Origin of the sequence: Streptomyces sp. NPDC101118 (assembly GCF_044759445.1) — a bacterium.
Lineage (GTDB): Bacteria > Actinomycetota > Actinomycetes > Streptomycetales > Streptomycetaceae > Streptomyces.
On the sequence record NZ_JBIVZG010000001.1, the window covers coordinates 661,921 to 685,198 of the forward strand.

19 protein-coding genes are annotated in these 23,278 nt (G+C 71.9%); 13 read left to right on the plus strand and 6 right to left on the minus strand.

What is annotated here, in order from left to right; genetic code table 11:
- Window positions 1–331: 331 nt before the first annotated feature.
- Both ACIQUQ_RS02895 and eccE read right to left on the minus strand, forming a co-directional pair.
- The gene (locus ACIQUQ_RS02895) at window positions 332–1,048 is read right to left on the minus strand and encodes a hypothetical protein (protein WP_403672934.1); all 717 of its coding nucleotides are present in this window, start codon (window positions 1,046–1,048) and stop codon (window positions 332–334) included.
- A complete protein-coding gene (eccE, locus tag ACIQUQ_RS02900; RefSeq protein ID WP_403970461.1) occupies window positions 1,048–2,340 on the minus strand; it encodes a type VII secretion protein EccE in 1,293 nt (430 codons plus the stop codon). Before eccE ends, ACIQUQ_RS02895 begins: the two co-directional genes overlap by 1 nt.
- Window positions 2,341–2,570: 230 nt before the next feature.
- Between eccE and eccB the strand changes: the two genes are divergently transcribed.
- The 4 genes from eccB (at window position 2,571) to ACIQUQ_RS02920 (ending at window position 6,298) form a co-directional block, all read left to right on the plus strand.
- Complete coding sequence (eccB, locus tag ACIQUQ_RS02905; protein ID WP_403970464.1) at window positions 2,571–4,139, plus strand: type VII secretion protein EccB; 1,569 nt, start codon at window positions 2,571–2,573, stop codon at window positions 4,137–4,139.
- 10 nt (window positions 4,140–4,149) lie between these two features.
- Window positions 4,150–5,472 (plus strand): type VII secretion-associated serine protease mycosin, encoded by a 1,323-nt coding sequence (mycP, locus tag ACIQUQ_RS02910; protein ID WP_403970467.1) that lies wholly within the window; start codon window positions 4,150–4,152, stop codon window positions 5,470–5,472.
- A gap of 135 nt (window positions 5,473–5,607) precedes the next feature.
- A complete protein-coding gene (locus ACIQUQ_RS02915; protein ID WP_403970470.1) occupies window positions 5,608–5,952 on the plus strand; it encodes a WXG100 family type VII secretion target in 345 nt (114 codons plus the stop codon).
- Window positions 5,953–6,007: 55 nt separating this feature from the next.
- Window positions 6,008–6,298, plus strand: a complete 291-nt coding sequence (locus ACIQUQ_RS02920) for a WXG100 family type VII secretion target (protein WP_403672922.1) — start codon at window positions 6,008–6,010, stop codon at window positions 6,296–6,298.
- Window positions 6,299–6,392: 94 nt separating this feature from the next.
- On the opposite strand, the gene ACIQUQ_RS02925 is transcribed toward ACIQUQ_RS02920, so the two are convergent.
- Both ACIQUQ_RS02925 and eccCa read right to left on the minus strand, forming a co-directional pair.
- Entirely contained in the window at window positions 6,393–6,632 is a 240-nt protein-coding gene (locus ACIQUQ_RS02925) for a DUF397 domain-containing protein (RefSeq protein ID WP_399952654.1), read from the minus strand.
- A gap of 129 nt (window positions 6,633–6,761) precedes the next feature.
- Window positions 6,762–10,715 carry a type VII secretion protein EccCa gene (eccCa, locus tag ACIQUQ_RS02930; RefSeq protein ID WP_403970474.1) on the minus strand — a complete coding sequence of 1,318 codons (3,954 nt, stop codon included), beginning with the start codon at window positions 10,713–10,715 and terminating at the stop codon, window positions 6,762–6,764.
- A gap of 191 nt (window positions 10,716–10,906) precedes the next feature.
- Here eccCa and eccD point away from each other — a divergent pair, with 191 nt between their 5' ends.
- The 6 genes from eccD (at window position 10,907) to ACIQUQ_RS02960 (ending at window position 18,032) form a co-directional block, all read left to right on the plus strand.
- Window positions 10,907–12,385 carry a type VII secretion integral membrane protein EccD gene (eccD, locus tag ACIQUQ_RS02935; RefSeq protein WP_403970477.1) on the plus strand — a complete coding sequence of 493 codons (1,479 nt, stop codon included), beginning with the start codon at window positions 10,907–10,909 and terminating at the stop codon, window positions 12,383–12,385.
- A gap of 169 nt (window positions 12,386–12,554) precedes the next feature.
- Window positions 12,555–12,842: a 30S ribosomal protein S15 gene (gene rpsO / locus ACIQUQ_RS02940; RefSeq protein ID WP_360628148.1), complete on the plus strand. Its 288-nt coding sequence runs from the start codon at window positions 12,555–12,557 to the stop codon at window positions 12,840–12,842.
- Between the two features lie 282 nt (window positions 12,843–13,124).
- On the plus strand, window positions 13,125–15,368 hold the full coding sequence (locus tag ACIQUQ_RS02945) for a polyribonucleotide nucleotidyltransferase (protein WP_403970605.1): 2,244 nt from the start codon (window positions 13,125–13,127) through the stop codon (window positions 15,366–15,368).
- A complete protein-coding gene (locus ACIQUQ_RS02950) occupies window positions 15,365–16,744 on the plus strand; it encodes a M16 family metallopeptidase (protein WP_403970480.1) in 1,380 nt (459 codons plus the stop codon). Before ACIQUQ_RS02945 ends, ACIQUQ_RS02950 begins: the two co-directional genes overlap by 4 nt.
- A 78-nt stretch (window positions 16,745–16,822) precedes the next feature.
- Window positions 16,823–17,572 carry a 4-hydroxy-tetrahydrodipicolinate reductase gene (dapB, locus tag ACIQUQ_RS02955; RefSeq protein WP_403970483.1) on the plus strand — a complete coding sequence of 250 codons (750 nt, stop codon included), beginning with the start codon at window positions 16,823–16,825 and terminating at the stop codon, window positions 17,570–17,572.
- A gap of 7 nt (window positions 17,573–17,579) precedes the next feature.
- Window positions 17,580–18,032 carry a hypothetical protein gene (locus ACIQUQ_RS02960; RefSeq protein ID WP_403970486.1) on the plus strand — a complete coding sequence of 151 codons (453 nt, stop codon included), beginning with the start codon at window positions 17,580–17,582 and terminating at the stop codon, window positions 18,030–18,032.
- 35 nt (window positions 18,033–18,067) lie between these two features.
- Here the strand turns inward: ACIQUQ_RS02960 and ACIQUQ_RS02965 are convergent, their stop codons facing one another.
- Both ACIQUQ_RS02965 and ACIQUQ_RS02970 read right to left on the minus strand, forming a co-directional pair.
- Complete coding sequence (locus tag ACIQUQ_RS02965) at window positions 18,068–18,631, minus strand: PH domain-containing protein (protein WP_403970489.1); 564 nt, start codon at window positions 18,629–18,631, stop codon at window positions 18,068–18,070.
- 95 nt (window positions 18,632–18,726) lie between these two features.
- Window positions 18,727–18,963 (minus strand): hypothetical protein, encoded by a 237-nt coding sequence (locus ACIQUQ_RS02970; RefSeq protein WP_403672899.1) that lies wholly within the window; start codon window positions 18,961–18,963, stop codon window positions 18,727–18,729.
- Between the two features lie 195 nt (window positions 18,964–19,158).
- On the opposite strand from ACIQUQ_RS02970, the gene thyX reads away from it, so the two are divergent.
- From thyX to ACIQUQ_RS02985, 3 genes are all read left to right on the plus strand, one after another.
- On the plus strand, window positions 19,159–19,917 hold the full coding sequence (gene thyX / locus ACIQUQ_RS02975) for an FAD-dependent thymidylate synthase (protein WP_403970608.1): 759 nt from the start codon (window positions 19,159–19,161) through the stop codon (window positions 19,915–19,917).
- A 202-nt stretch (window positions 19,918–20,119) separates the two neighbouring features.
- A complete protein-coding gene (gene dapA, locus ACIQUQ_RS02980) occupies window positions 20,120–21,019 on the plus strand; it encodes a 4-hydroxy-tetrahydrodipicolinate synthase (RefSeq protein ID WP_399952624.1) in 900 nt (299 codons plus the stop codon).
- 107 nt (window positions 21,020–21,126) lie between these two features.
- Window positions 21,127–22,812, plus strand: a complete 1,686-nt coding sequence (locus tag ACIQUQ_RS02985) for a ribonuclease J (RefSeq protein ID WP_403970492.1) — start codon at window positions 21,127–21,129, stop codon at window positions 22,810–22,812.
- Window positions 22,813–23,278: the final 466 nt, after the last annotated feature.

The following is a 23,278-nucleotide window of genomic DNA, read 5'->3' on the forward strand; positions in this document are numbered from 1 at the left end:
CGGCCTCCACGGGTCACCGGGGCCTCCCCGGCCACCGGACCCGCCGGTCACGGCGGCCCGGCACCGGCCCGGCCCCCGCGCCCACGTTCAGCCTAATCGCGCCGCGCGCCCGGGACCCGGCCCCGTCGGCCCGCAGGCACCTGCCGGGACCGGCCGACGGGCCTCACCGGGCCCCGGCACAGACCGGCACGGGCCGCCGGCCGCCGACCACCGTCATCCGAACGGGTAGACCACGGCAGTCGGCACCGGGCGGCACCGGGCGGCACCGGGCGGCACCGGACACCCCGGCATGGCAGGCACCCGCGGCCACGCGCCCCAAGCCGGCCGGTCGTCAGTCGATCCGCCGCGCCGCACCCAGCAGCCCGGTCTCCGCCTCCGTGCCCTGCGTCATCACGAACTGCCGGTCCCGCCCGGTGCACCACAGGGTCACGCCCTCGCCCAGCGTCGGCAGCGCGTCCACCGCGGACCGCGGCAGGCCCATCAGCCGGCCCACCTGCTCCGCCTCGTCGGGGGACACCCGCTGGACGCCCACCAGCGCCGACTGCTCCAGCAGTCGCGCCGCGGCCGGGCTCAGGTAGGGCAGCAGCGTCAGCACCGACTGCCAGGGCCCGGCCACCACGCGCCCGCGCGGCGGCCGCATCCCGCAGTCGCGCACCACCAGCACGGGGCTGCCCGCGGACGCGCCCTGCGGCGGCACCCGGCCCACGTCGTGCAGCGTCACGCACGGCTGGCCGCCGCCCGCGGACTGGGCCAGCGCCGTCCACACGGCCGCGCGCCCGGTCTCCACGGCGACCCGTGCTCCGGTCGCGGCCGCCCGCAGCGCCAGCACCTGAGCCGTCCACAGACCGCCCACCAGCGTGACGTCGTACGGCGTCGGGCGGTTCAGCCCGAGCACCGCGGGCCGGCCGCCGGAATCCACCCCGATGACGACGCCGTCGTCAGCCACGGGCACCGCCAGCGCGTCCAGTTCCTCGAACGACACCGCGTGCCGCTCCCGGCGGGGTCCCACCAGCCCGTACCCCACCCGCTGCCGAAGACCGCGGCCCATCAGCGCGCACCTCCCAGCGGCAGCGAGGCCAGTACACCCGGCAGCTGCTCGCGGTCGAGCCGTACCAGCGCGGTCTTCACCCCGCGGGCGATCCGCTCCAGCTCCCGCCGGGCGGCCACCAGTTCCTCGTCACTGCGTCCGGTGATGCGCACGTGGCCGGTCACCGTCACCTCCTGCCGCTCGCTCGCGGCCAGCGTCAGGCTGAAGTTCGTCGCCAGCGCCGGGACCGACGTCAGCAGCGCCACGAACTGCGGCAGCGGCGCGGCGCCGCCGCCGAGCTGGGGCCAGCGCGACACCCAGTACGTGGTGTGCCGGCGGTCGTCGCAGCGCCAGCTGCGCGGGCTCTCCTCCGTACGCCGGCCCGGCGTCCCGGAACGCCCGGCCTGGGTGATGGCCATCGGGTTGGCACAGGTCGACGTCGCCAGCGCGGCCGTCAGCTCCTGCTCCGTCAGCACCGTCGCGCGGAACCCGGCACCCGTCAGCCGGCTGGCCAGCTGGTCCACGGCGCGTACGACGCACCGCTGCGCCCCCGCGAGCCCGCCGCCGCGCGCGGCGACCGCCTCGGGGCACAGCTCGGGGTCGAGCTTGAGGGCGATCCAGGTGAGCCGGACCGCCGGGGTGCCCGTCTGCGCCTGCAGCGGCGCGTAGTTGCGGGCGGCCATCGACTGCTGGGGCAGGTGCGGCGCGGGTGCGGGCTGCGTGTGCTGCACCAGCTGCGCCGACTCCAGACGGATGCCGTCGGTCTCCAGCACGTCCCGGACGATGCCGAGCGGCAGCGGCCTCGCCGAGCGGTCCGGGCGCAGCGCGGTGGCCTCCAGGTCGACCTGCACCACGGCGGTCAGGAAGGTTCCGTCGCCGATGATGCCCACCGGCCGCCGGTCCCGGTCGCTGAACGTGTACGTGCGCAGGGCCGGATCGGCCTCCACCACCGGCGCCAGCCCCGGCTCGGTCCCCGCGGGCACCGTGAACGAGGCCGCCCTGCGCCGCCGGGCGCGCAGCGCCATCGCGGTCCCCAGCCACTCCGGCAGCGACCGCTGGTGACGGCGCACCAGGGCGAGCAGCAGCAGCGCGGCCGCGACCACACCGGCCGGCACGAGCAGCATCGGGTCGACCACCCAGGCCACCACCAGCAGCGCCGCGGCGACCTCCAGCAGCACGACCTGTTGCAATCGGAACGGGCCGAAGCGCCCCGGAGTCGACTTCGGACGCGGCGTCACCGCGCCCCGAGCCGACCCGGCTTCGGCGACGCGCTGCTCCGTGCCCGCGGCCCGTGGTTCCGTCGCGGTGGCCATCTCTCGCGCCCCTCCCCGGGTGAGAGCCGCGCGCTCCGGAATCACCCAATCCGCCCCAATGAAACCTGACCGCCCCGGTACGGAAGGGACGGGGCGGCGGCCTCACCCTACCCGCCACCCGGGCGCCGTCGATCAACAGGCATAGTAGGGGGCCGGTCCGGCAGTCCAGGCCCGGGGAGCGGGCCCGCCGAGCGGGCCGTGCCGGGAGAAGCGGGGAGAAGCGAGCGGTCATGGCATCACGGCGGGACGAGCTCAACGCGTACACCTTTGCGAAGAGGCGGACGGTGGCCGCGTTCCTCCAGCCCTCGGCCACCGGGACCGAGGAGGGCGCCCCGCGCCCGCTGCGCGCGATCGTGCCGGGCATGGTCGTCGGCGCGCTGGTCCTCGCCGGGTTCGGCGCCTGGGGCATGTTCAAGCCCAACGCGCCCAAGGGCTGGGACACCCCGGGCACCAGGGTCATAGTCGGCAAGGACTCCACCACCCGGTACGTGGTGCTCACCACCGGCAGTGGCAAGCACCGGAAGACCCTGCTGCACCCGGTGCTCAACCTCGCTTCCGCGCGCCTGCTGCTGACGCCCCAGCAGTTCGAGGTCATCCAGGTCAGCGACGAGATCCTCGACGCCGGCAAGCCGCCCCGCGGGCCGATCCTCGGCATCCCGTACGCCCCCGACCGGCTGCCCACCGCCAAGGACGCGGGCACGGCCAAGCGCTGGGCGGTCTGCCAGCAGCCCGGTGGCAACGGCCACGGCACGCAGACCGCAGCCTTCGTCCTCGCCGACCGCGAGGCCGGCCTCACCGAGGGGCCCCGGCGGCTGACCGACGGCCAGGTCCTCTACGTGCAGGGGCCCGACAAGGCCCGCTACCTGGTCGACGCGGCCGGCATCCGGTACGCCATAGGCGGTCCCAAGGAGGACCGCGAGACCCTCACGCGCGCCCTGGTCGGCGACGGCCGCCCCCAGCAGGTCACCGCCGAGTGGCTGGACACCCTGCGCTCCGGCACGCCCGTCGAGTTCCCCGCCCTGCCCGGCCGGCCGGGCGAGGACGCGAAGGTCTCCGGCCTCGCCACCGCCGACAACCGCGTCGGCATGGTGCTCCGCGCCCAGACCGGCTCGGGCCCGCAGCACTACGTGGTGCTGCCCGGCAAGGTGTCGCCGGTCTCGGAGTTCACCGCCTGGCTGCTCATCAACTCCCCGGCCACCGACCGCCTCGACATGGCCGGCCGGGCCCGCGACGTCGACCTCCAGTCCATCGACCCGGGCCGCTCCGCCTTCGCCGGCGACGCCCGCTGGCCGCAGCGCAAGGCCGAGCAGGTCAACCGTACGAAGGCCGCCGCGGGTTCGGGCACCTCCCGCTCCGAGCTGCGCGACACGGTGTGCAACGTGCTGCGCGAGGTCGACTCCAAGGGCCGGCCCACCCTCAGCACCTGGGCGGGCACCGGCTTCCCGGTGGACATCACCGCCACCGGCACCAGCACGTACGTCACGCCCGGTACCGGGCTGCTGTACACCCAGGTCCGGGGCACCCAGTCGCGTCCCGACGGCTCACTGTTCCTGCTCACCGACACCGGACTGCGCTACGCGATGCAGGCGAACGGCGACAGCGACGCGGACCTCTCGGAGATCGGCGCGGGCGAGAACAAGGGCAAGGACGAGGACGGCCGCCCGGAGCCCAGCCAGGCGCAGATCCGGCTCGGCTACGAGAAGGTCGTACCGGTCCTGGTGCCCATGGCCTGGTCGGAGTTCCTCTCGAAGGGCCCGCGCCTGGACACCAACAGCGCGCGCCAGCCGCAGGGTTCGTAGGGAGGCCGCCGTGATCCGTACGACCTCCCGGCACGCCGCGTCGGCGGCGGCCGCCCTCGCGCTCACCGCGGCACCGGCCGTCCTCACCGCGGCACCGGCCGCGCAGGCCGCCGTACCGGCCGCGCCCACGGCCGTACCCAAGGCCGCACCCGCCGCGGCCGCTCCCTCCGGGGCCCCGGCCACCGCACCCGTCGCCACCCCCCGCCCCGCCCTCGACGGGGCCGGCGAGTGCAGCTTCCCCATGAAGAAGCAGATCGCCGGCCGCCCCTGGGCCCTGCAGCGCGTCCTGCTCGACGAACTCTGGCAGGACACCCGGGGCAAGGGCGTCCGCGTCGCCGTCATCGACACCGGCGTCGACCGGGTCAACCCCCAGCTCCGCGACGCCCTCGACACGGCCGCCGGCCGGGACTTCCTCGACAAGGGCAAGGACGGCACGGACGACGAGGTGGGCCACGGCACCAAGGTCGCCGGACTGATCGCCGCCCGCCCCCGCGAAGGCACCGGGTTCGTCGGCCTGGCCCCCGAGGCCACCATCATCCCGATCCGGCAGAACGACGACCGCAACAGCGGCAACGCGGCCACCATGGCCGACGCCATCGACCACGCCGTCGCCAAGGGCGCCCGGATCATCAACATCTCCCAGGACACCGACAAGCCGCTGCCGCCCGCCTCCGCGCTCGCGCAGGCCGTGAAGCGGGCCGTCGACAAGAACGTCCTGATCGTCGCCTCGGCGGGCAACGACGGGCTCGACGGCGACCAGAAGAAGACCTACCCGGCCGCCTTCGACGGCGTGCTGGCCGTCGCCGCCTCCGACCGCAACAACGAGCGCGCCGCCTTCTCCCAGTCAGGCGCCTTCGTCGGCGTGGCCGCACCCGGCGTCGACATCGTCTCCACCGTCCCCGGCAACGGCCAGTGCGTCGACAACGGCACCAGCTTCAGCGCCCCGTACGTCGCCGGCGTCGCCGCCCTCCTCGTGGCCAAGCACCCCACCTGGACCCCGCGCCAGGTCATCGCGCAGATCGAGCAGACCGCGGAGCGCTCCGTGAACGGGCACGACAACTTCGTCGGCTGGGGCGTGGTGGACCCGGTGCGCGCCCTCACCGAGGACCAGGTGCCCAAGGAGGCACCCACCCCGGACCCCGGCCCGCCCCCGGCCGTCGCCCCCGACGCCGCGCACCTCTCCACGGCCGAGACCGCGCAGGAGCGCGACGAGCGCTACGCCACCTACGCCCTGGGCATCGGCGGCGTGCTGATCGCCGTGATCGCGGGCGGCGCGACGGTCCTGCGCGACCTGCGCCGCAAACGGCGGCGGACCACCGCCGGCGGAGCCTGAACTCCCCTGCGCGCCTTTGCAGACGGGGAACCGAAGCCCCCGTGCGGGGCGTCAGGGGTGTTTGTTGGGCCTGTCGTATGAAGTGGCTAAAGTGGCAGGCGACTTCACAAGTGTGATGACGGGAGAGCACTGACCATGGCGATGAACCTCGCAGTCGACGACGTCAAGAAGCAAAAGCTTGCCGACGAGATCTTCAGCTACCACACGGAGCTCTCGACCCGGATCGGCCGGCTCAACGACGTCGTCGACCGGATCCAGGCGGGGTGGCAGGGCGCCGCGAGCCAGGAGTACGACTCCCTCCAGCGGGGTGTGAACGAGCACCTCAACAAGATCAAGGCCAAGCTCATCGAGCTCGAGGACGCCATGCGGATGAGCGTCAAGGGCTTCACGGCCGAGGAGCAGCAGCGCATCGCGGACATCCGCAAGGTGAACGCGGACCAGGGGGCGGGCGGCGGCCGCAGCGCCATCCTCGACATGTGATCCGCGCCGCAGATCCGCAGCCGCCACCACCGCATTCCAACGGGAGAAGACCGACATGTCCTTCGCAGTCAACTACGACACCGTCGCCACCGCCGCCGGTGACGTCCGCACCACCAGCCACAAGCTGACGGAGGAGCTGGACGCCCTCATGGCCCAGGTCCGCACCGTCGCCGAGTCCTGGGAGGGTGAGGCGAAGACCTCGTACCTGGAGATCCAGCAGGTCGTCTCGACCGAGATGGCGGGCATGAACGCCAAGCTCGGCAACATCGCCAACCTGCTCGACAGCTCCCTCGTGGGCTACCAGGACACCGACAAGGGCAACGCGGCGCGCTTCCGCATGATCTGACCCGCGCCGGGCCCCGGGCCCCGCACACACGAGAGGGGCACGCGCACCGGGCGCGTGCCCCTCTCGTGTGCCCGGACGGTACCCGGGCCGCGGCTCACGGCCGCCTGAGGTCGAACTCCCCGTCCCGGGCCCCGAGTACGAACGCGCGCCACTCGGCCTCCGTGTACCGCAGCACGGTCTCCGGGTCGAGCGAGGACCGCATCGCCACGGCCCCGCCCGGCAGGTGCGCGATCTCGACCCGCTCCTCGTGCTCCTCCGTCCCGGGCGCGCTGAGCCATTCCACCCCCGAGATGTCCAGGGCGTACAGCTCGTCTTTCTCACGTGCGTCGGCCATCGGCGCGGTTCCCTTCGGCGGAGCGGGTAGTACGAACAGCCTCGTCCGGCATCGTACTTCCGCCCCGCCGGCCGCGTCAGCGGTACGCGACCAGCCGCGCCCCGGCACCCGGGGCGCGGCCCGCGCGGCTCACCGGTCCGGCAGCCAGCCCAGCTGCACCAGGGAGTTGCCGCGCTTGCGGGAGATGAAGGTGCCCCGGCCCGGAGGCAGCGGGCGGGCCCGGACACCGCCGAGGATGTCGCCCTCGTTCCGGTCGCCGGACAGGACCACGCCCTGCGCGCCCAGCTCCTTCACCCGCTGGATGAACGGCTCGTACGCGGCCCGCGAGGCACCCGCGGAGCTCCGCGCGACGATGAAGCGGATGCCCACGTCCCGAGCGAACGGCAGGTGCTCCACCAGCCCGGCCATCGGGTTCCCGGTGCCGGACGAGACCAGCTCGTAGTCGTCCACGACCACGAACAGCTGCGGGCCCGACCACCAGCTGCGGTCGCGCAGCTGCTGCGGCGTGATGTCGGCCTTCGGCGCCCGCTTGGCCATCACCGTGGCCACCGCCTCCATGTGCATCTGCATGGACGACGCCATCGGCGCGTACTCCAGCAGGTGCCCCTCCGGCACCGCCTCCAGCAGGGTCCGCCGGTAGTCGCCCACCACGATCCGTGCCTGGTCCGGCGTGTACCGCTCGGCGATCTGCTTCGCGATCAGCCGCAGCAGCGCCGTCTTGCCCGACTCGCTCTCACCGAACACCAGGAAGAACGGGTCGGTCTCGAAGTCGACGAACACCGGCTCCAGGTCCGTCTCGTCGATGCCGATCGCGATGCCGTGCTGCGGGAACTCGAAGCCCTTCGGCAGCTGGTCCGCCGGCAGCTTGCGCGGCAGCAGCCGCACCGCGGGCGCCGCCGGACCGGCCCAGGAAGTGCGTACCGACTCCACGAACGCGGCCGTCGCCTCCGGCAGCGAGTCCGCGCCGGTCCGCCCGTCGGTCCGCGGCAGCGCCGCCATGAAGTGCAGCTTCTCCGGTACCTGGCCCCGGCCCGGCGCGCCCTGCGGCACGTTCGCCGCGACCTTGCGGTCGAACTCCGAGTCCATGACGTCACCCAGGCGCAGCTCCAGCCGGCCCAGGATCTGGTCCTTCAGCGCCGCCCGCACCTCCATGTAGCGGGACGCCGTCAGCACCACGTGGATGCCGTAGCCCAGACCGCGCGCCGCGATGTCCGCGACCACCGGCTCCAGGTGCTCGTAGTCGTTGCGGAACGCGCCCCAGCCGTCGACCAGCAGGAACACGTCGCCGAACACCTCGCCCGGCAGCTCACCGGCCGCCCGGCGGCGCCGGTAGGTCGCCATCGAGTCCACCGCGTTGGCCCGGAAGAACTCCTCCCGCCGGTTCAGCACGCCGGCCACCTCGGCGACCGTGCGCCGCACCCGCTCCGGGTCCAGGCGCGAGGCCACCCCGCCCACGTGCGGCAGGTCCTGCACCGCCGCGAGGCCGCCACCGCCGAAGTCCAGCCCGTAGAACTGCACCTCGCGCGGCGTGTGCGTGACCGCGAAGGCCGACACCAGCGTCCGCAGCAGCGTCGACTTGCCCGACTGCGGGCCGCCCACCACCAGCAGGTGGCCGGCCGCCCCCGAGAAGTCCCGGTACAGCACCTCGCGCCGCTGCTCGAACGGCTTGTCGATCAGACCCAGCGGTACGACGAGACCACCCGGCCGCGTGTACCCCTCCGCGTGCAGCCCGCGCTCCGCCGAGCCCGCCAGCACCGGCAGCAGCTGGTCCAGCGGCGGCGCGTCGTCCAGCGGCGGCAGCCACACCTGGTGCGCCGGCACGCCCTGCCCCTCCAGCCGCGCCACGATCACGTCCAGCACGGTGTCCGCCAGCGCGTCGTCCTCCCGCCGGGAGGCCGCCGCCAGGTACGCCGGGTCCGGCGCCGCGTACACCACCGGCACCGGAGCGGCCGTGAACACCGCGGGCCGCCGCTCCACCGGGAACTGCCCGACCGACAGCTCACGGCCGCCCGAGCGGTACGTGCCCGACACGTACGCCGCCTTGAAGCGCGTCATCTCGTCCGTGCCGAACTTCAGGTAGCCGGAACCCGGCACCGACGGCAGGTGGTACGCGTCCGGCACGCCGATCGCCGTCCGGGACTCCGCCGCGGAGAACGTCCGCAGACCGATCCGGTACGACAGGTACGTGTCCAGACCGCGCAGCTTGCCCTCCTCCAGGCGCTGCGAGGCCAGCAGCAGGTGGACGCCCAGCGACCGGCCGATCCGGCCGATCTGGATGAACATGTCGATGAAGTCGGGCTTCGCCGTCAGCAGCTCGCTGAACTCGTCGATGACCAGGACCAGCGAGGCCAGCGGCTCCAGCGGGGCACCCGCGGCGCGCGCCTTCTCGTAGTCGTGGATGTTCGCGTAGTTGCCCGCCGAACGCAGCAGCTCCTGGCGCCGCTGCAGCTCGCCGCGGATCGAGTCGCCCATCCGGTCGACCAGCGTCAGGTCGTCCGCCAGGTTCGTGATGACCGCCGCCACGTGCGGCATCTGCGACATCCCCGTGAACGTCGCACCGCCCTTGAAGTCCGCCAGGACGAAGTTCAGCGTCTCCGACGTGTGCGTCACCGCCAGACCCAGCACCAGCGTCCGCAGCAGCTCCGACTTGCCGGAACCCGTCGCGCCCACGCACAGCCCGTGCGGACCCATGCCCTCCTGCGCCGCCTCCTTGAGGTCCAGCATCACCGGCGCGCCGTCCTCGCCCACCCCGATCGGCACGCGCAGCCGCTCACCCGCCGACCGCGGCCGCCAGGTGCGGGCCACGTCGATCGACGCGGCGTCGCCCAGGTTCAGCAGGTCGGTGAAGTCCAGGTTCGCCAGCAGCGGCTCGTCCTCGTCGCCGCCGCCCGTGCGCAGCGGCGCCAGCTGCCGCGCCAGCGCCTCCGCCGCGGGCAGCGACAGCACGTCCGGCACGCCCTCGTACGCGACACCCGCGCCCGACTCCAGCCGCAGCCGGCCCGGCCGCACCTGTACGGACAGCCCGCCCCGCAACTCGTCCAGCTCGCCCGGCACCACCTCGACGATGGTCACGCCCTGCAGCCCCTCGGCCGCCGCGAACACCGAGTCCGGCGGCACCGTCGCGCCGTCCAGCACCACCACCACGTGCGGCTGGTCCAGCACCGGCTGCACGTCCCGGCTGAACCGCGGCCGGCCGTCCAGCCGCGAGGCCAGCAGCCCCTCCAGCTCCGTGACGTCGTCCCCGAACAGCCGCTTCGTGCCCGCACCGTCCACCTGACCCGGCACCTGCGTGTGCGGCAGCCACTTCACCCAGTCCCAGGCCGGCACCGCCCCCGGCGCCGCCACCACGGCCACCATCAGGTCCTCGGGGGAGTGCAGCGTCACCAGCTGGGCCACCAGCGAACGCGCCGCACCCCGCACCGACTCCGGCTCCCCGGACACCGTCACGTGGTAGAACGCCCGCATCGACACCGCCACCGGCAGCCCGTCCAGGTACGCGTGCACCGCGAGGAACCGCTGCATCGCACCCGCGGTCAGCGGCTCCAGCTCGTCGACCGGCGCCGTCTCCGGCGCCACCAGCGGAGTGGCCAGCCGCTGCGCGCCCAGCCCCAGCCGGGCCTGCCCGAAGTCCCCGTCGCCCACCCGGCGTTCCCACACCCGCGAGCCCTCGGCCACCACCGACCACAGCTGCTCCGGTGCCGGGTGCAGGTACAGCTGCGCGTCGCGCTGCGCCCGCGCCGTACGCCGCACCTGCCGGCGCGCCTGCGCCAGGTACTTGAGGTAGTCCCGCCGCACGTCCGCCATTTGCCCCTGCGCACCGCGCCGGTAGCGGACGATCTGGGCCACCACCATCGCGCCCGTGGACACCAGCATCAGCACGCCCATGATGCGCATGAAGGGGTGCGCGTTCGGCATGAAGAAGAACACCACCGACGAGCCCATGCCGAGCATCGGCAGGAGCTGCATCAGCATGCCTTCCTGCTGCCCGCGCGGGAGTTCCGGTGGAGCCTCCAGCCTCAGCTCGTCCGACGGGACCTCGGGCGGCAGGGACCGCGGCGGGCGTTTGACGACGATCTGGCTCACCGGAGCATCAATCCCTTGAAAACGGACGGGACGTCATCCGGCGCCCCCATGGCCCTCCTTGCGCGCGGGCTCCAGGGGGATCCCGCCGCAGCCGGTGATCCTACTTGCCGACCGTCCGACCACCGCCCGGTAGGGTGGCGCCGCGCACCACCGGCGCAGCGTGCGCAACCGCGAATCAGGGGGTCAACCAGGTGAGTACGGCCGCATCGACGGGTTTCTGCAGGGTCACCGTCGTGGCTCCGGACAGCCGCATCGACGTAGCGCTCCCCGAGGACATCGCCGTCGCCGACGTCTACCCGGAGCTCCTCCGGCTGACCGGCCAGACCCAGCCCGCCGGCTCACCGGCCGGCTACCACCTGGTCCGCCGCGACGGCACCGTCCTCGACGGCGCCCGCACCCTCGCCGCCCAGCAGGTGCTCGACGGCGAGCTGCTCAGCCTGCGGCCCTTCGCCGAGTCGCTGCCCCCGGCGGTCTTCGACGACGTCTCCGACGCCGTCGCCTCCGCCGTCGTCCGCGACCGGCACCGCTGGAGCGACGACATGCTGCGCGGTGCCGGCCTCGCCGGAGCCGTCCTGCTGCTCGTCCTCCTGGGCTTCGTGCTCTGGTACGCCGACCCGGTCCGCCACGACATGCACGGCCTGCCCGGCATCATCGCGGGCGCCGCCGGCATCCTGCTGACCGCCTGCGCCGGCGTCCGCGCCCGCGTCTACGACGACCGCGGCTCCGCCGTCGCCCTCGGCCTCGGCGCCCTGCCCCACCTGCTCATCGCCGGGTCCGGGATCATCGCCCCGGCCGCGGGCGACGGCCCCGGCCGCCTCCAGTTCCTGCTCGGCTGCGTCTGCGTGCTGACCGCCTCGGTCGCGCTGGTCGCGCTCACCCCCAGCGGCGACGCCCCCTTCGTCGCGGCCACCTTCCTGGCCGCCACCGGCACCCTCGCCACCTTCGCCGCCATCCTCACCGAGGCCTCCGCCACCGACACCGCCGCCGTCTGCGCCCCGGTCGCCATCGGCCTGGTCGCGTTCCTCCCGGGCCTCTCCGCCCGCTTCGCCCGGCTGCCCATCGGGTACGCCGCCCCGCGCAGCGCCGCCGACGCCTACGACGCGCCCGACGCCGACGACCATGCCGACCGCGCCGAGACCACCCCGGTCGACGCCGAGCGCATCGCCGCCCAGGCCCGCCGCGGCCACGAGATGCTGCTGGGCCTCGTCGCGGGCTCCGCCGCCGTGGTCGTCGGCTCCGCCGCCATCCTCGGCTTCTCCGACAACACCTGGGGCAAGCTCCTCGCCCTGGCCGCCGGCCTCGCGATGCTCCTGCGCGCCCGCCTCTTCCGCTACACCTCCCAGGTCGCCTGCGCCCTGGCCGCCGGCCTCGCCGCCGTCGCCCTGCTGATCCTCGGCATGGCCCTGAACCCCCCGTACGACCTGCTCCGCGAGCTGGTCCAGTACGGCGACCGGGGCCCCCTGGACCTCCGCACCATCTGGCTCTCGGCCTGCGTCGCCGCCGGCGCGGCCCTGCTCACCGGAATTTCGCTGGTCATCCCCCGCAAGGGTCTGTCACCCTTCTGGGGGCGCCTGCTCGACCTCACCGAGGCGGCGGTGCTGCTCAGCCTGGTACCGCTGTGCCTGGCAGTCCTGGACGTGTACTCCCGGGCCCGCTCGCTCACCAGCTGAGACCGTCCGGGCGCACGCCTGGTACGCTGTGTGACGGCCGTCTGTGTACGCGTTCCCGGATTTCCGGGAGCAGCGCCCGGCGGACCCCGCCTCCCGAGTCACGGAAGCTCCCCAGAGATGTAGACCTGGGGCACTCGGCGGCAATCTCAGACATCACAGAGGAGTGCACGTGTCGCTCGACACCGCCACGAAGAAGCAGATCATCGCCGAGTTCGGTACCAAGGAGGGCGACACCGGCTCCCCCGAGGTCCAGGTCGCGATGCTCTCGCGCCGCATCTCGGACCTCACCGAGCACCTGAAGGCCCACAAGCACGACCACCACTCCCGCCGTGGTCTGCTGATCCTGGTCGGCCAGCGCCGCCGCCTGCTGCAGTACCTGGCCAAGAAGGACATCCAGCGCTTCCGTACGCTGGTCGACCGTCTCGGCATCCGCCGCGGTGCCGCCGGCGCCAAGTAAGACGCTGTGAAGGGAGCGGTTCCCACTCTTAGGGGACCGCTCCCTTTGCTGTACGTGCGGGACGTACCGGACGCTTTGTAGTCTGGTCGCAACACGGACAACTGAAGAGGAGGAGCGCCCTCCACACGCACGCCGGTCCTCGGTAGTGGCATCCGGAGAGCCCGCGGGGCCCCGTACCGGGTGCTTCGATCGAAGACCGGCCCGCACCCAGGAGCGCTTCTCCAGAACCGTCCCCCGCCACACGGGTGGAGGACGGAGACGACGAAAATGGAGAAAACGCTAGTGGAGAACGAGACCCACTACGCCGAGGCCGTCATCGACAACGGCTCCTTCGGCACCCGCACCATCCGCTTCGAGACGGGCCGCCTGGCCCGCCAGGCCGCCGGCTCCGCCGTCGCGTACCTGGACGACGACACGATGGTCCTCTCCGCGACCACCGCGTCGAAGAAGCCCAAGGACCAGCTCGACTTCTTCCCCCTGACGGTGGACGTCGAGGAGCGCATGTACGCCGCGGGCAAGATCCCCGGCTCCTTCTTCCGCCGTGAGGGCCGCCCCTCCGAGGACGCCGTCCTCACCTGCCGCCTGATCGACCGCCCGCTGCGCCCGTCCTTCAAGAAGGGCCTGCGCAACGAGATCCAGGTCGTCGCCACGGTCATGGCGCTCAACCCGGACCACCTGTACGACGTCGTCGCGATCAACGCCGCGTCCGCGTCCACCCAGCTGGCCGGCCTGCCCTTCTCCGGCCCGATCGGCGGCGTCCGCGTCGCGCTGATCAAGGGCCAGTGGGTCGCCTTCCCGACGCACACCGAGCTCGAGGACGCCGTCTTCGACATGGTCGTCGCGGGCCGCACCCTCGAGGACGGCGACGTCGCGATCATGATGGTCGAGGCCGAGGCCACCGAGAAGACCATCCAGCTCGTCAAGGGCGGCGCCGAGGCGCCGACCGAGGAGATCGTCGCCGCGGGCCTCGAGGCCGCGAAGCCGTTCATCAAGGTCCTCTGCAAGGCCCAGGCCGACCTCGCCGCCAAGGCCGCCAAGCCCACCGGCGAGTTCCCGGTCTTCCTGGACTACCAGGACGACGTGTACGAGGCGCTGGCCGCCGCGGTCAAGGGCGAGCTCGCCCAGGCGCTGACCATCGCGGGCAAGCAGGAGCGCGAGGCCGAGCTCGACCGCGTCAAGGAGCTCGCCGCCGAGAAGCTCCTCCCGGCCTTCGAGGGCCGCGAGAAGGAGATCTCCGCCGCCTACCGCAGCCTGACCAAGGCCCTGGTCCGCGAGCGCGTCATCAAGGACAAGGTCCGCATCGACGGCCGCGGGATCACGGACATCCGTACCCTCGCCGCCGAGGTCGAGGCCATCCCGCGCGTGCACGGCTCGGCGCTGTTCGAGCGTGGCGAGACCCAGATCCTGGGCGTCACCACCCTCAACATGCTCCGCATGGAGCAGCAGCTGGACACCCTCTCCCCGGTGACCCGCAAGCGCTACATGCACAACTACAACTTCCCGCCGTACTCCGTCGGCGAGACCGGCCGCGTCGGCTCCCCGAAGCGCCGCGAGATCGGCCACGGCGCGCTCGCCGAGCGCGCCATCGTGCCGGTCCTCCCGACCCGCGAGGAGTTCCCCTACGCGATCCGTCAGGTGTCCGAGGCCCTCGGCTCCAACGGCTCCACCTCCATGGGCTCCGTCTGCGCCTCCACCATGTCGCTGCTGAACGCCGGTGTGCCCCTCAAGGCCCCCGTCGCCGGCATCGCCATGGGCCTGATCTCCCAGGAGATCGACGGCCAGACGCACTACGTCGCCCTCACCGACATCCTCGGTGCGGAGGACGCCTTCGGTGACATGGACTTCAAGGTCGCCGGCACCAAGGAGTTCGTCACCGCCCTCCAGCTCGACACCAAGCTGGACGGCATCCCGGCCTCCGTCCTGGCCGCGGCCCTCAAGCAGGCCCGCGACGCCCGCCTCCACATCCTCGACGTGATGATGGAAGCGATCGACACGCCGGACGCGATGTCCCCGTTCGCCCCGCGGATCATCACCGTCAAGATCCCGGTGGACAAGATCGGTGAGGTCATCGGCCCCAAGGGCAAGATGATCAACCAGATCCAGGAGGACACCGGCGCCGAGATCACGATCGAGGACGACGGCACCATCTACATCGGTGCCTCCGACGGCCCGGCCGCCGAGGCCGCCCGCGCCACGATCAACAGCATCGCCAACCCGACCATGCCGGAGGTCGGCGAGCGCTACCTGGGTACGGTCGTCAAGACCACCACCTTCGGTGCCTTCGTCTCCCTGCTCCCGGGCAAGGACGGCCTGCTGCACATCTCGCAGATCCGCAAGCTCGCCGGTGGCAAGCGCGTGGAGAACGTCGAGGACGTGCTCGCGGTCGGCTCCAAGGTCCAGGTCGAGATCGCCGAGATCGACCAGCGCGGCAAGCTCTCCCTGATCCCCGTGATCGAGGGCGAGACCGAGTCCACCGGCGGCTCCGCCGCGGGCGCCGAGGCTGACAAGGACGACTCCGACAAGTGACGTCGCGTAGTTCCCGTGTGACGGCCCGCACCTCTTCGGAGGGGCGGGCCGTCGCCCGTACCCAAACCCTGCTCAAGGGCGAGAACGGCATCGGCACCGTCCGGCGCACCACCCTCCCCGGCGGCCTGCGCGTCGTGACCGAGACCCTCCCCTCGGTCCGGTCGGCGACCTTCGGCATCTGGGCCCACGTGGGCTCCCGTGACGAGACGCCCACCCTCAACGGCGCCACCCACTACCTGGAGCACCTCCTCTTCAAGGGCACCGCCAAGCGGTCCGCCCTCGACATCTCCTCCGCCATCGACGCGGTCGGCGGCGAGATGAACGCCTTCACGGCGAAGGAGTACACCTGCTACTACGCACGGGTGCTCGACACCGACCTGCCGCTGGCGATCGACGTCGTCTGCGACATGCTCACCGGCTCGCTGATCCTCGAATCCGACGTCGACGCGGAGCGCGGCGTCATCCTCGAAGAGATCGCGATGACCGAGGACGACCCGGGCGACATGGTGCACGACCTGTTCGCCCACACCATGCTCGGCGACAGCCCGCTGGGCCGTCCCGTCCTCGGCACGGTCGACACGATCAACGCGCTCGGCCGCGACCAGATCGCCCGCTTCTACAAGAAGCACTACGACCCCACCCACCTGGTCGTCGCCGCCGCGGGCAACGTCGACCACGCCAAGGTGGTACGCCAGGTCCGCGCCGCCTTCGAGAAGGCCGGCGCCCTCACCCGCACCGACGCCGAGCCCATCGGCCCGCGCGCCGGCGAGCGCCGCGTCCGCACCGCCGGCAAGGTCGAGCTGCTCGGCCGCCGCACCGAGCAGGCCCACGTGGTCCTCGGCATGCCGGGCCTGGCCCGCACCGATGAGCGCCGCTGGGCCCTGGGCGTGCTGAACACCGCCCTCGGCGGCGGCATGTCCTCCCGCCTCTTCCAGGAGGTCCGGGAGAAGCGCGGCCTGGCCTACAGCGTGTACTCGTACACGTCCGGCTTCGCCGACTGCGGCCTCTTCGGCGTGTACGCGGGCTGCCGCCCCAACCAGGTGCACGACGTGCTGCGGATCTGCCGCGACGAGCTCGACAAGGTCGCCTCCGAGGGGCTCACGGACGAGGAGATCGGCCGCGCCATCGGCCAGCTCTCCGGCTCCACCGTCCTCGGCCTGGAGGACACCGGCGCCCTGATGAACCGCATCGGCAAGAGCGAGCTCTGCTGGGGGACCCAGATGTCGGTCGACGACATGCTCACCAGCATCGCCGCCGTCACCCCGGACGACGTCCGCGAGGTGGCCCGGGACGTCCTGGCCCAGCGCCCCTCGCTCTCGGTCATCGGCCCGCTCAAGGAGAAGCAGGCCGCCCGGCTGGACGAAGCGGTCGCGTGAGCAACGCGGGGGAGACCTCCCCCGCAGCACCTCCCGCAGAAATCCCCTCGCACTCCGTACCTCGTAGAAGGAAGAGCAATGAGCAAGCTGCGCGTGGCGGTCCTCGGTGCCAAGGGCCGGATCGGCTCCGAGGCCGTACGGGCGGTCGAGGCCGCCGAGGACATGGAACTGGTCGCGGCGCTCGGCCGCGGCGACGGTCTGGACACGCTGGCCGAGGCCGGCGCCCAGGTCGTCGTCGAGCTGACCACCCCCGCCTCGGTGATGGAGAACCTCGACTACTGCGTCCGTCACGGCATCCACGCCGTCGTCGGCACCACCGGGTGGAACGAGGACCGCCTCGCGCAGCTGAACACCTGGCTCGCCGCCTCCCCGGAGACCGGAGTGCTCATCGCGCCGAACTTCTCCATCGGCGCCGTCCTCACCATGAAGTTCGCGGCCCAGGCCGCCCGCTACTTCGAATCGGTCGAGGTCGTCGAGCTGCACCACCCCAACAAGGTCGACGCCCCCTCCGGCACGGCCACCCGCACCGCCCAGCTGATCGCCGCGGCCCGCGCCGAGGCCGGCTGCGCCCCGCAGCCCGACGCCACCGCCACGGCGCTCGACGGCGCCCGTGGCGCGGACGTCGACGGCGTCCCGGTGCACGCGGTCCGCCTGCGGGGCCTGCTGGCCCACCAGGAGGTACTGCTCGGCGGCGAGGGCGAGACCCTGACCATCCGTCACGACTCCCTGCACCACAGCAGCTTCATGCCGGGCATCCTGCTCGGCGCGCGCCGCGTGGTGGACACCCCGGGCCTCACCTTCGGCCTGGAAAACTTCCTCGACCTCTAGGCCCACCATGCGCGCGAAGATCACGTACTTCATCACGGCCGCCGTCCTGGTCGTCTACTTCGTCCTGGCCGGCAGCCGGGGCCTGATGCTGATCCGGCAGGGCACCGCCCTCACCGTCACCTTCGGTGTGGCCGTGCTGATCCTGCCGGTCATCGGCATCTGGTTCCTGTGGAAGAACACCCAGTTCGTCAACCGGGCCAACGGCCTCGCGGCCGAGCTGGAGGCCGAGGGCGGCCTGCCCGTCGACGAGCTGGCCCGTGACCAGTACGGCCGGATCCTGCGCGATTCGGCCGACGAGGTCTTCGCGCGCCGCAAGGCCGAGACCGAGGACGCCCCGGACGACTGGCGCAGCTGGTTCCGCCTCGCCGTCGCCTACCACGACGCCCGGGACACCCCCCGGGCGCGCAAGGCGATGCAGCGGGCCATCGCGTTGCACGACGGAAAGCCCGTACGCGCCTGAGGTGCGTACGGGCTTCCGGTGGGTTCTCGGGGCGGTTACGCCGCCCCGGCCGGCCGGTACTCGGCCGCCCACGCCTCCACGGCGTCGGCGGCCCGGTCGAAGGCCTCGGTGCGGGACAGGAAATCGGCGTTGTGGTCGGTCAGCAGCACCGGCAGCTCACCGCCGGACCGCGTCGAGGCAGTCAGCGCCTGGCCCTGCACGGTACGCGGCAGACCCAGCCAGCGGACCGGCTGCTGCACCGTGCGCACCTCGCCCAGGTCCTGCCAGGCGACCGTGCGGGTGCCGAGGAACGACACCCGGCGCAGCCCGGCGCGGCTCACCCAGACGCCGGCCCGCAGCAGCCGCAGCGCGGAGCCGATCACCAGCGAGGCGGCTCCCAGGCAGATCAGTGCGCCGACGGCCTCGCCCACGAAGGCGACCGTCATCGTCGCGAGCAGCATGAACGAGCCGATGAGCAGCAGCACCGCTCCGAAGGCCACGCGCCAGGGGCCGGGCCGGTAGGGCCGCCGCCAGCGGTCGTGGTCCTCGTGGGGCAGCGGAAGCTGGGTGTCTTCGTGCGCGTCGAATGCGCTGTCCGCCGTCAGGAAGGGCAGGGGCACGGCTGGTCCTCACTCACATGCACATTCGGTTGGGCTGTGCCGGTGAGGCTATCCAGCCCGCGGTCGGCCTTCCACCCCAGGGGGTCCGGATGGTGTCAGCGCCCCTCGGAGGCCGCGGACTGCGGCGCCGCGCCGGGCTTCTGGGGCTGCAGCGCCGGCATGCCGAAGAGCAGCGAGCCGACGAGTCCGGCCACCACCGTGAGCCCGACCAGACTACGGGCGGCGATCTGAGTCTTGCTCAGACTCTCGCGCGGCGGGGGAGTGACGTTACTGCGGAATCGGTCGGCCTCGGCGACGAAGGCGAACGGGACGGACTCGCGCCGGCGGAACATGTGGGGCGCCTCCTCGAAGCGGGGACCCGATGGGTCACGGGGGCAGACGGTGCGTGGTGCTGTTGTGATGTCAGACGCGCGACGGGCCGGATGGGTGCCCTGTTTCGGCGAATTCGCCGAAGTTCGTGCCCCTGGGTCGGCTGTGCGGTGTTGTCGGCGCGGCGCCGTAGAGTGGGCGCCGCCCGTGCGATGCGAATGGAAGGACCCCCGCCGGTGAGCGAGACCCCCGAAGCCGACCTGAAGCCCAGCTTCCGCAGCGAAGTCACCGTGGAGCTGGTCAAGCACGCCGCGACCGACTCCGACGTGCTGTGGGCCGCCCGTGTGTCGACGGCCGGTGAGCAGTCCCTGGACGAGCTCCAGAAGGACCCCGAGCGCTCCAAGGGGCTCATCAACTACCTCATGCGGGACCGCCACGGCAGCCCCTTCGAGCACAACTCGATGACCTTCTTCATCAGCGCCCCGATCTTCGTGTTCCGCGAGTTCATGCGGCACCGGGTCGGCTGGTCGTACAACGAGGAATCCGGCCGCTACAGGGAGCTCCAGCCGGTCTTCTACGTCCCGGACGAGTCCCGCAAGCTGGTCCAGGAGGGCCGCCCGGGCAAGTACGTCTTCGTCGAGGGCACCCAGGCGCAGCACGAGCTGACCGGCCGCGTCATGGAGGACACGTACCGCCAGGCGTACGAGTCGTACCAGGAGATGCTCCGCGCCGGCGTCGCCCGCGAGGTGGCCCGCTCGGTGCTCCCGGTGGGCCTGTACTCCTCGATGTACGCCACCTGCAACGCCCGCTCGCTGATGCACTTCCTCGGCCTGCGGACCCAGCACGAGCTGGCCGCGGTGCCGTCCTTCCCGCAGCGGGAGATCGAGATGGTCGGCGAGAAGATGGAGGAGCACTGGGCGAAGCTCATGCCCCTCACGTACGCCGCGTTCAACAAGAACGGACGCGTGGCGCCCTAGCGCACGGATGTACGGAGCCTCCGCCGAAGTGTCCGTATTGCGACGTTTCGTGAAGTTCATCTAGGCTGATCAAACGGACCCGGCACTGCTTGAACCCCCGAGCAGGCAGTGCCGGGCTCCAAACACCCCCGGCCAAGGCCGGTAGGTTCACACGTCCCCCCAAGGGGACACCGCGGGCAGAGCAGCGAGTAGCGTGTTACCCATGGCTCCGATCTCCACTCCGCAGACCCCCTTCGGCCGGGTCCTCACCGCCATGGTCACGCCCTTCACGGCTGACGGCGCGCTCGACCTCGACGGCGCCCAGCGCCTCGCCACCCACCTCGTGGACGCCGGCAACGACGGCCTGATCATCAACGGCACCACCGGCGAGTCGCCCACCACCACCGACGCGGAGAAAAAGGACCTCGTACGAGCCGTACTGGAGGCCGTCGGAGACCGGGCCCACGTCGTGGCCGGAATCGGAACCAACGACACCCACCACAGCATCGAGCTGGCCCGCGAGGCCGCCGCCACCGGCGCCCACGGCCTGCTCGCCGTCACGCCGTACTACAACAAGCCCCCGCAGGAGGGCCTGGTCCGGCACTTCACGGCGATCGCCGACGCCACCGAGCTGCCCGTGATGCTCTACGACATCCCCGGCCGCAGCGGCGTCCCGATCAACACCGAGACGCTCGTCCGCCTGGCCGAGCACCCGCGCATCGTGGCCAACAAGGACGCCAAGGGCGACCTCGGCCGCGCCAGCTGGGCGATCGCCCGCAGCGGCCTCGCCTGGTACTCCGGCGACGACATGCTCAACCTCCCCCTGCTCTCCGTCGGCGCCGTCGGCTTCGTCTCGGTCGTCGGCCACGTCGTGGCCCCCGACCTGCGCGCCATGCTCGACGCCCACACCAGCGGCGACGTGCAGAAGGCCACGGAGATCCACCAGAAGCTGCTCCCGGTCTTCACGGGCATGTTCCGCACCCAGGGCGTCATGACCACCAAGGCCGCCCTCGCCCTCCAGGGCCTGCCCGGCGGCCCCCTCCGGCTGCCGATGATCGGGCTCACGGACGAGGAGACCGCGCAGCTCAAGCTCGACCTCGCCGCCGGCGGGGTAGAGCTCTGACCACGGACTTCACAACTGAATAACCACAAACACACACAGCAAGTGCACGAATGTCATGCGCGCCACGTGCCTCAGGGGTACGTGGCGCGCGTGGTGAGGAGAGACTTTTGAGCCATCCGCATCCGGAACTCGGCCCCCCGCCGAAGCTGCCCAAGGGCGGCCTGCGCGTCACCCCGCTCGGTGGCCTCGGCGAGATCGGCCGGAACATGACCGTCTTCGAGTTCGACGGCCGTCTGCTGATCGTCGACTGCGGCGTCCTCTTCCCCGAGGAGGAGCAGCCCGGCATCGACCTGATCCTGCCGGACTTCTCGTCCATCCGGGACCGCCTCGACGACATCGAGGGCATCGTCCTCACGCACGGCCACGAGGACCACATCGGCGCCGTCCCCTACCTCCTCCGGGAGAAGGCGGACATCCCGCTGATCGGCTCCAAGCTGACGCTCGCCCTCATCGAGGCGAAGCTCCAGGAGCACCGCATCCGTCCGTACACCCTTGAGGTGAAGGAGGGCGACCGGGAGAACCTCGGCCCCTTCGACTGCGAGTTCATCGCGGTGAACCACTCCATCCCGGACGCCCTCGCGGTGGCCATCCGCACGCCCGCGGGCCTGGTCGTCGCCACCGGCGACTTCAAGATGGACCAGCTCCCGATGGACAACCGGCTGACCGACCTGCACGCGTTCGCGCGCCTGAGCGAGGAGGGCATCGACCTCCTCCTCTCGGACTCCACGAACGCCGAGGTCCCGGGCTTCGTCCCGCCCGAGCGCGACATCTCCAACGTGATCCGCGGAGTCTTCGCGGGCGCCCAGAAGCGGATCATCGTTGCTTCGTTCGCCAGCCACGTCCACCGCATCCAGCAGGTCCTGGACGCCGCCCACGAGTACGGCCGCCGGGTCGCCTTCGTCGGCCGCTCCATGGTCCGGAACATGGGCATCGCCCGTGACCTGGGCTACCTGCGGGTCCCGGCCGGACTGGTCGTGGACGTCAGGACGCTGGACGACCTGCCGGACCACGAGGTCGTACTGGTCTGCACCGGCTCCCAGGGCGAACCGATGGCCGCCCTCTCCCGGATGGCCAACCGCGACCACCAGATCCGGATCGTCCAGGGCGACACCGTGATCCTGGCTTCGTCCCTGATCCCGGGCAACGAGAACGCGGTCTACCGCGTGATCAACGGCCTGACCCGCTGGGGCGCCAACGTCGTCCACAAGGGCAACGCCAAGGTCCACGTCTCGGGCCACGCCTCGGCCGGCGAGCTGCTGTACTTCTACAACATCTGCAAGCCGCGCAACCTGATGCCGGTCCACGGAGAGTGGCGCCACCTGCGCGCCAACGCCGAGCTCGGCGCGATGACGGGTGTCCCGAAGGACCACATCGTCATCGCCGAGGACGGCGTGGTCGTCGACCTGATCGACGGCCGGGCCCGGATCACCGGCAAGGTCCAGGCCGGCTACGTGTACGTCGACGGCCTCTCGGTCGGCGACGTCACGGAGTCCTCGCTGAAGGACCGCCGCATCCTCGGCGACGAGGGCATCATCTCGGTCTTCGTCGTGGTGGACAGCACCACCGGCAAGGTCGTGGGCGGCCCGAACATCCACGCCCGCGGCTCCGGCATCGAGGACTCGGCCTTCGCGGCCGTCGTCCCGAAGATCGAGGAGGCGATCGCCAAGCAGGCCGCCGACGGCGTCGTCGAACCCCACCAGCTGCAGCAGCTCATCCGCCGCACGCTGGGCAAATGGGTCTCCGACGGCTACCGCCGCCGCCCGATGATCCTCCCGGTCGTGGTCGAGGTCTGACGCCCTCGTACGCCTCCGCACCGGAGCGGGGCAACCGGATTTGCATCCGGGGGCCCCGCTCCAGTACGTTTACGGCCTCACCCCAGAAAGACCCGGGCACACACCTGTGCCCGAACCGGTCCTGAGGGGGTGGGAATTCAGACCGGGGAAACCTGATAGAGTCTGAAACCGCCGAAAGGGAAAAGCGACGGAAACGCCGCCGGAACCGGAAAGCACCGAGGAAATCGGGTCGAAAAGATCTGATAGAGTCGGAAACGAAGGAAGCGCCCGGAGGGCCCGGAAACGGGAACAAAGGAAGCGACCGCACCTTGAGAACTCAACAGCGTGCCAAAAGTCAACGCCAGATTGACAACCCCGGCTCACTTCGGTGGGTTGAGGTTCCTTTGAAAGACCTGCGGGGCCCTTGTGGTGCTCGTAGGCAACACACACAGCGAGGACGCTGAGGACAGTCGGCCATATTCCGGTC

Coding starts and splice junctions, on each gene's coding strand:
- ACIQUQ_RS02895 (WP_403672934.1), bottom strand. CDS start 1,048: ATGGGCCGCGGTCTTCGGCAGCGGGTGGGGTACGGGCTGGTGGGACCC.
- eccE (WP_403970461.1), bottom strand. CDS start 2,340: ATGGCCACCGCGACGGAACCACGGGCCGCGGGCACGGAGCAGCGCGTC.
- eccB (WP_403970464.1), top strand. CDS start 2,571: ATGGCATCACGGCGGGACGAGCTCAACGCGTACACCTTTGCGAAGAGG.
- ACIQUQ_RS02915 (WP_403970470.1), top strand. CDS start 5,608: ATGGCGATGAACCTCGCAGTCGACGACGTCAAGAAGCAAAAGCTTGCC.
- ACIQUQ_RS02920 (WP_403672922.1), top strand. CDS start 6,008: ATGTCCTTCGCAGTCAACTACGACACCGTCGCCACCGCCGCCGGTGAC.
- ACIQUQ_RS02925 (WP_399952654.1), bottom strand. CDS start 6,632: ATGGCCGACGCACGTGAGAAAGACGAGCTGTACGCCCTGGACATCTCG.
- dapB (WP_403970483.1), top strand. CDS start 16,823: ATGAGCAAGCTGCGCGTGGCGGTCCTCGGTGCCAAGGGCCGGATCGGC.
- ACIQUQ_RS02960 (WP_403970486.1), top strand. CDS start 17,580: ATGCGCGCGAAGATCACGTACTTCATCACGGCCGCCGTCCTGGTCGTC.
- ACIQUQ_RS02970 (WP_403672899.1), bottom strand. CDS start 18,963: ATGTTCCGCCGGCGCGAGTCCGTCCCGTTCGCCTTCGTCGCCGAGGCC.
- thyX (WP_403970608.1), top strand. CDS start 19,159: ATGGAAGGACCCCCGCCGGTGAGCGAGACCCCCGAAGCCGACCTGAAG.
- dapA (WP_399952624.1), top strand. CDS start 20,120: ATGGCTCCGATCTCCACTCCGCAGACCCCCTTCGGCCGGGTCCTCACC.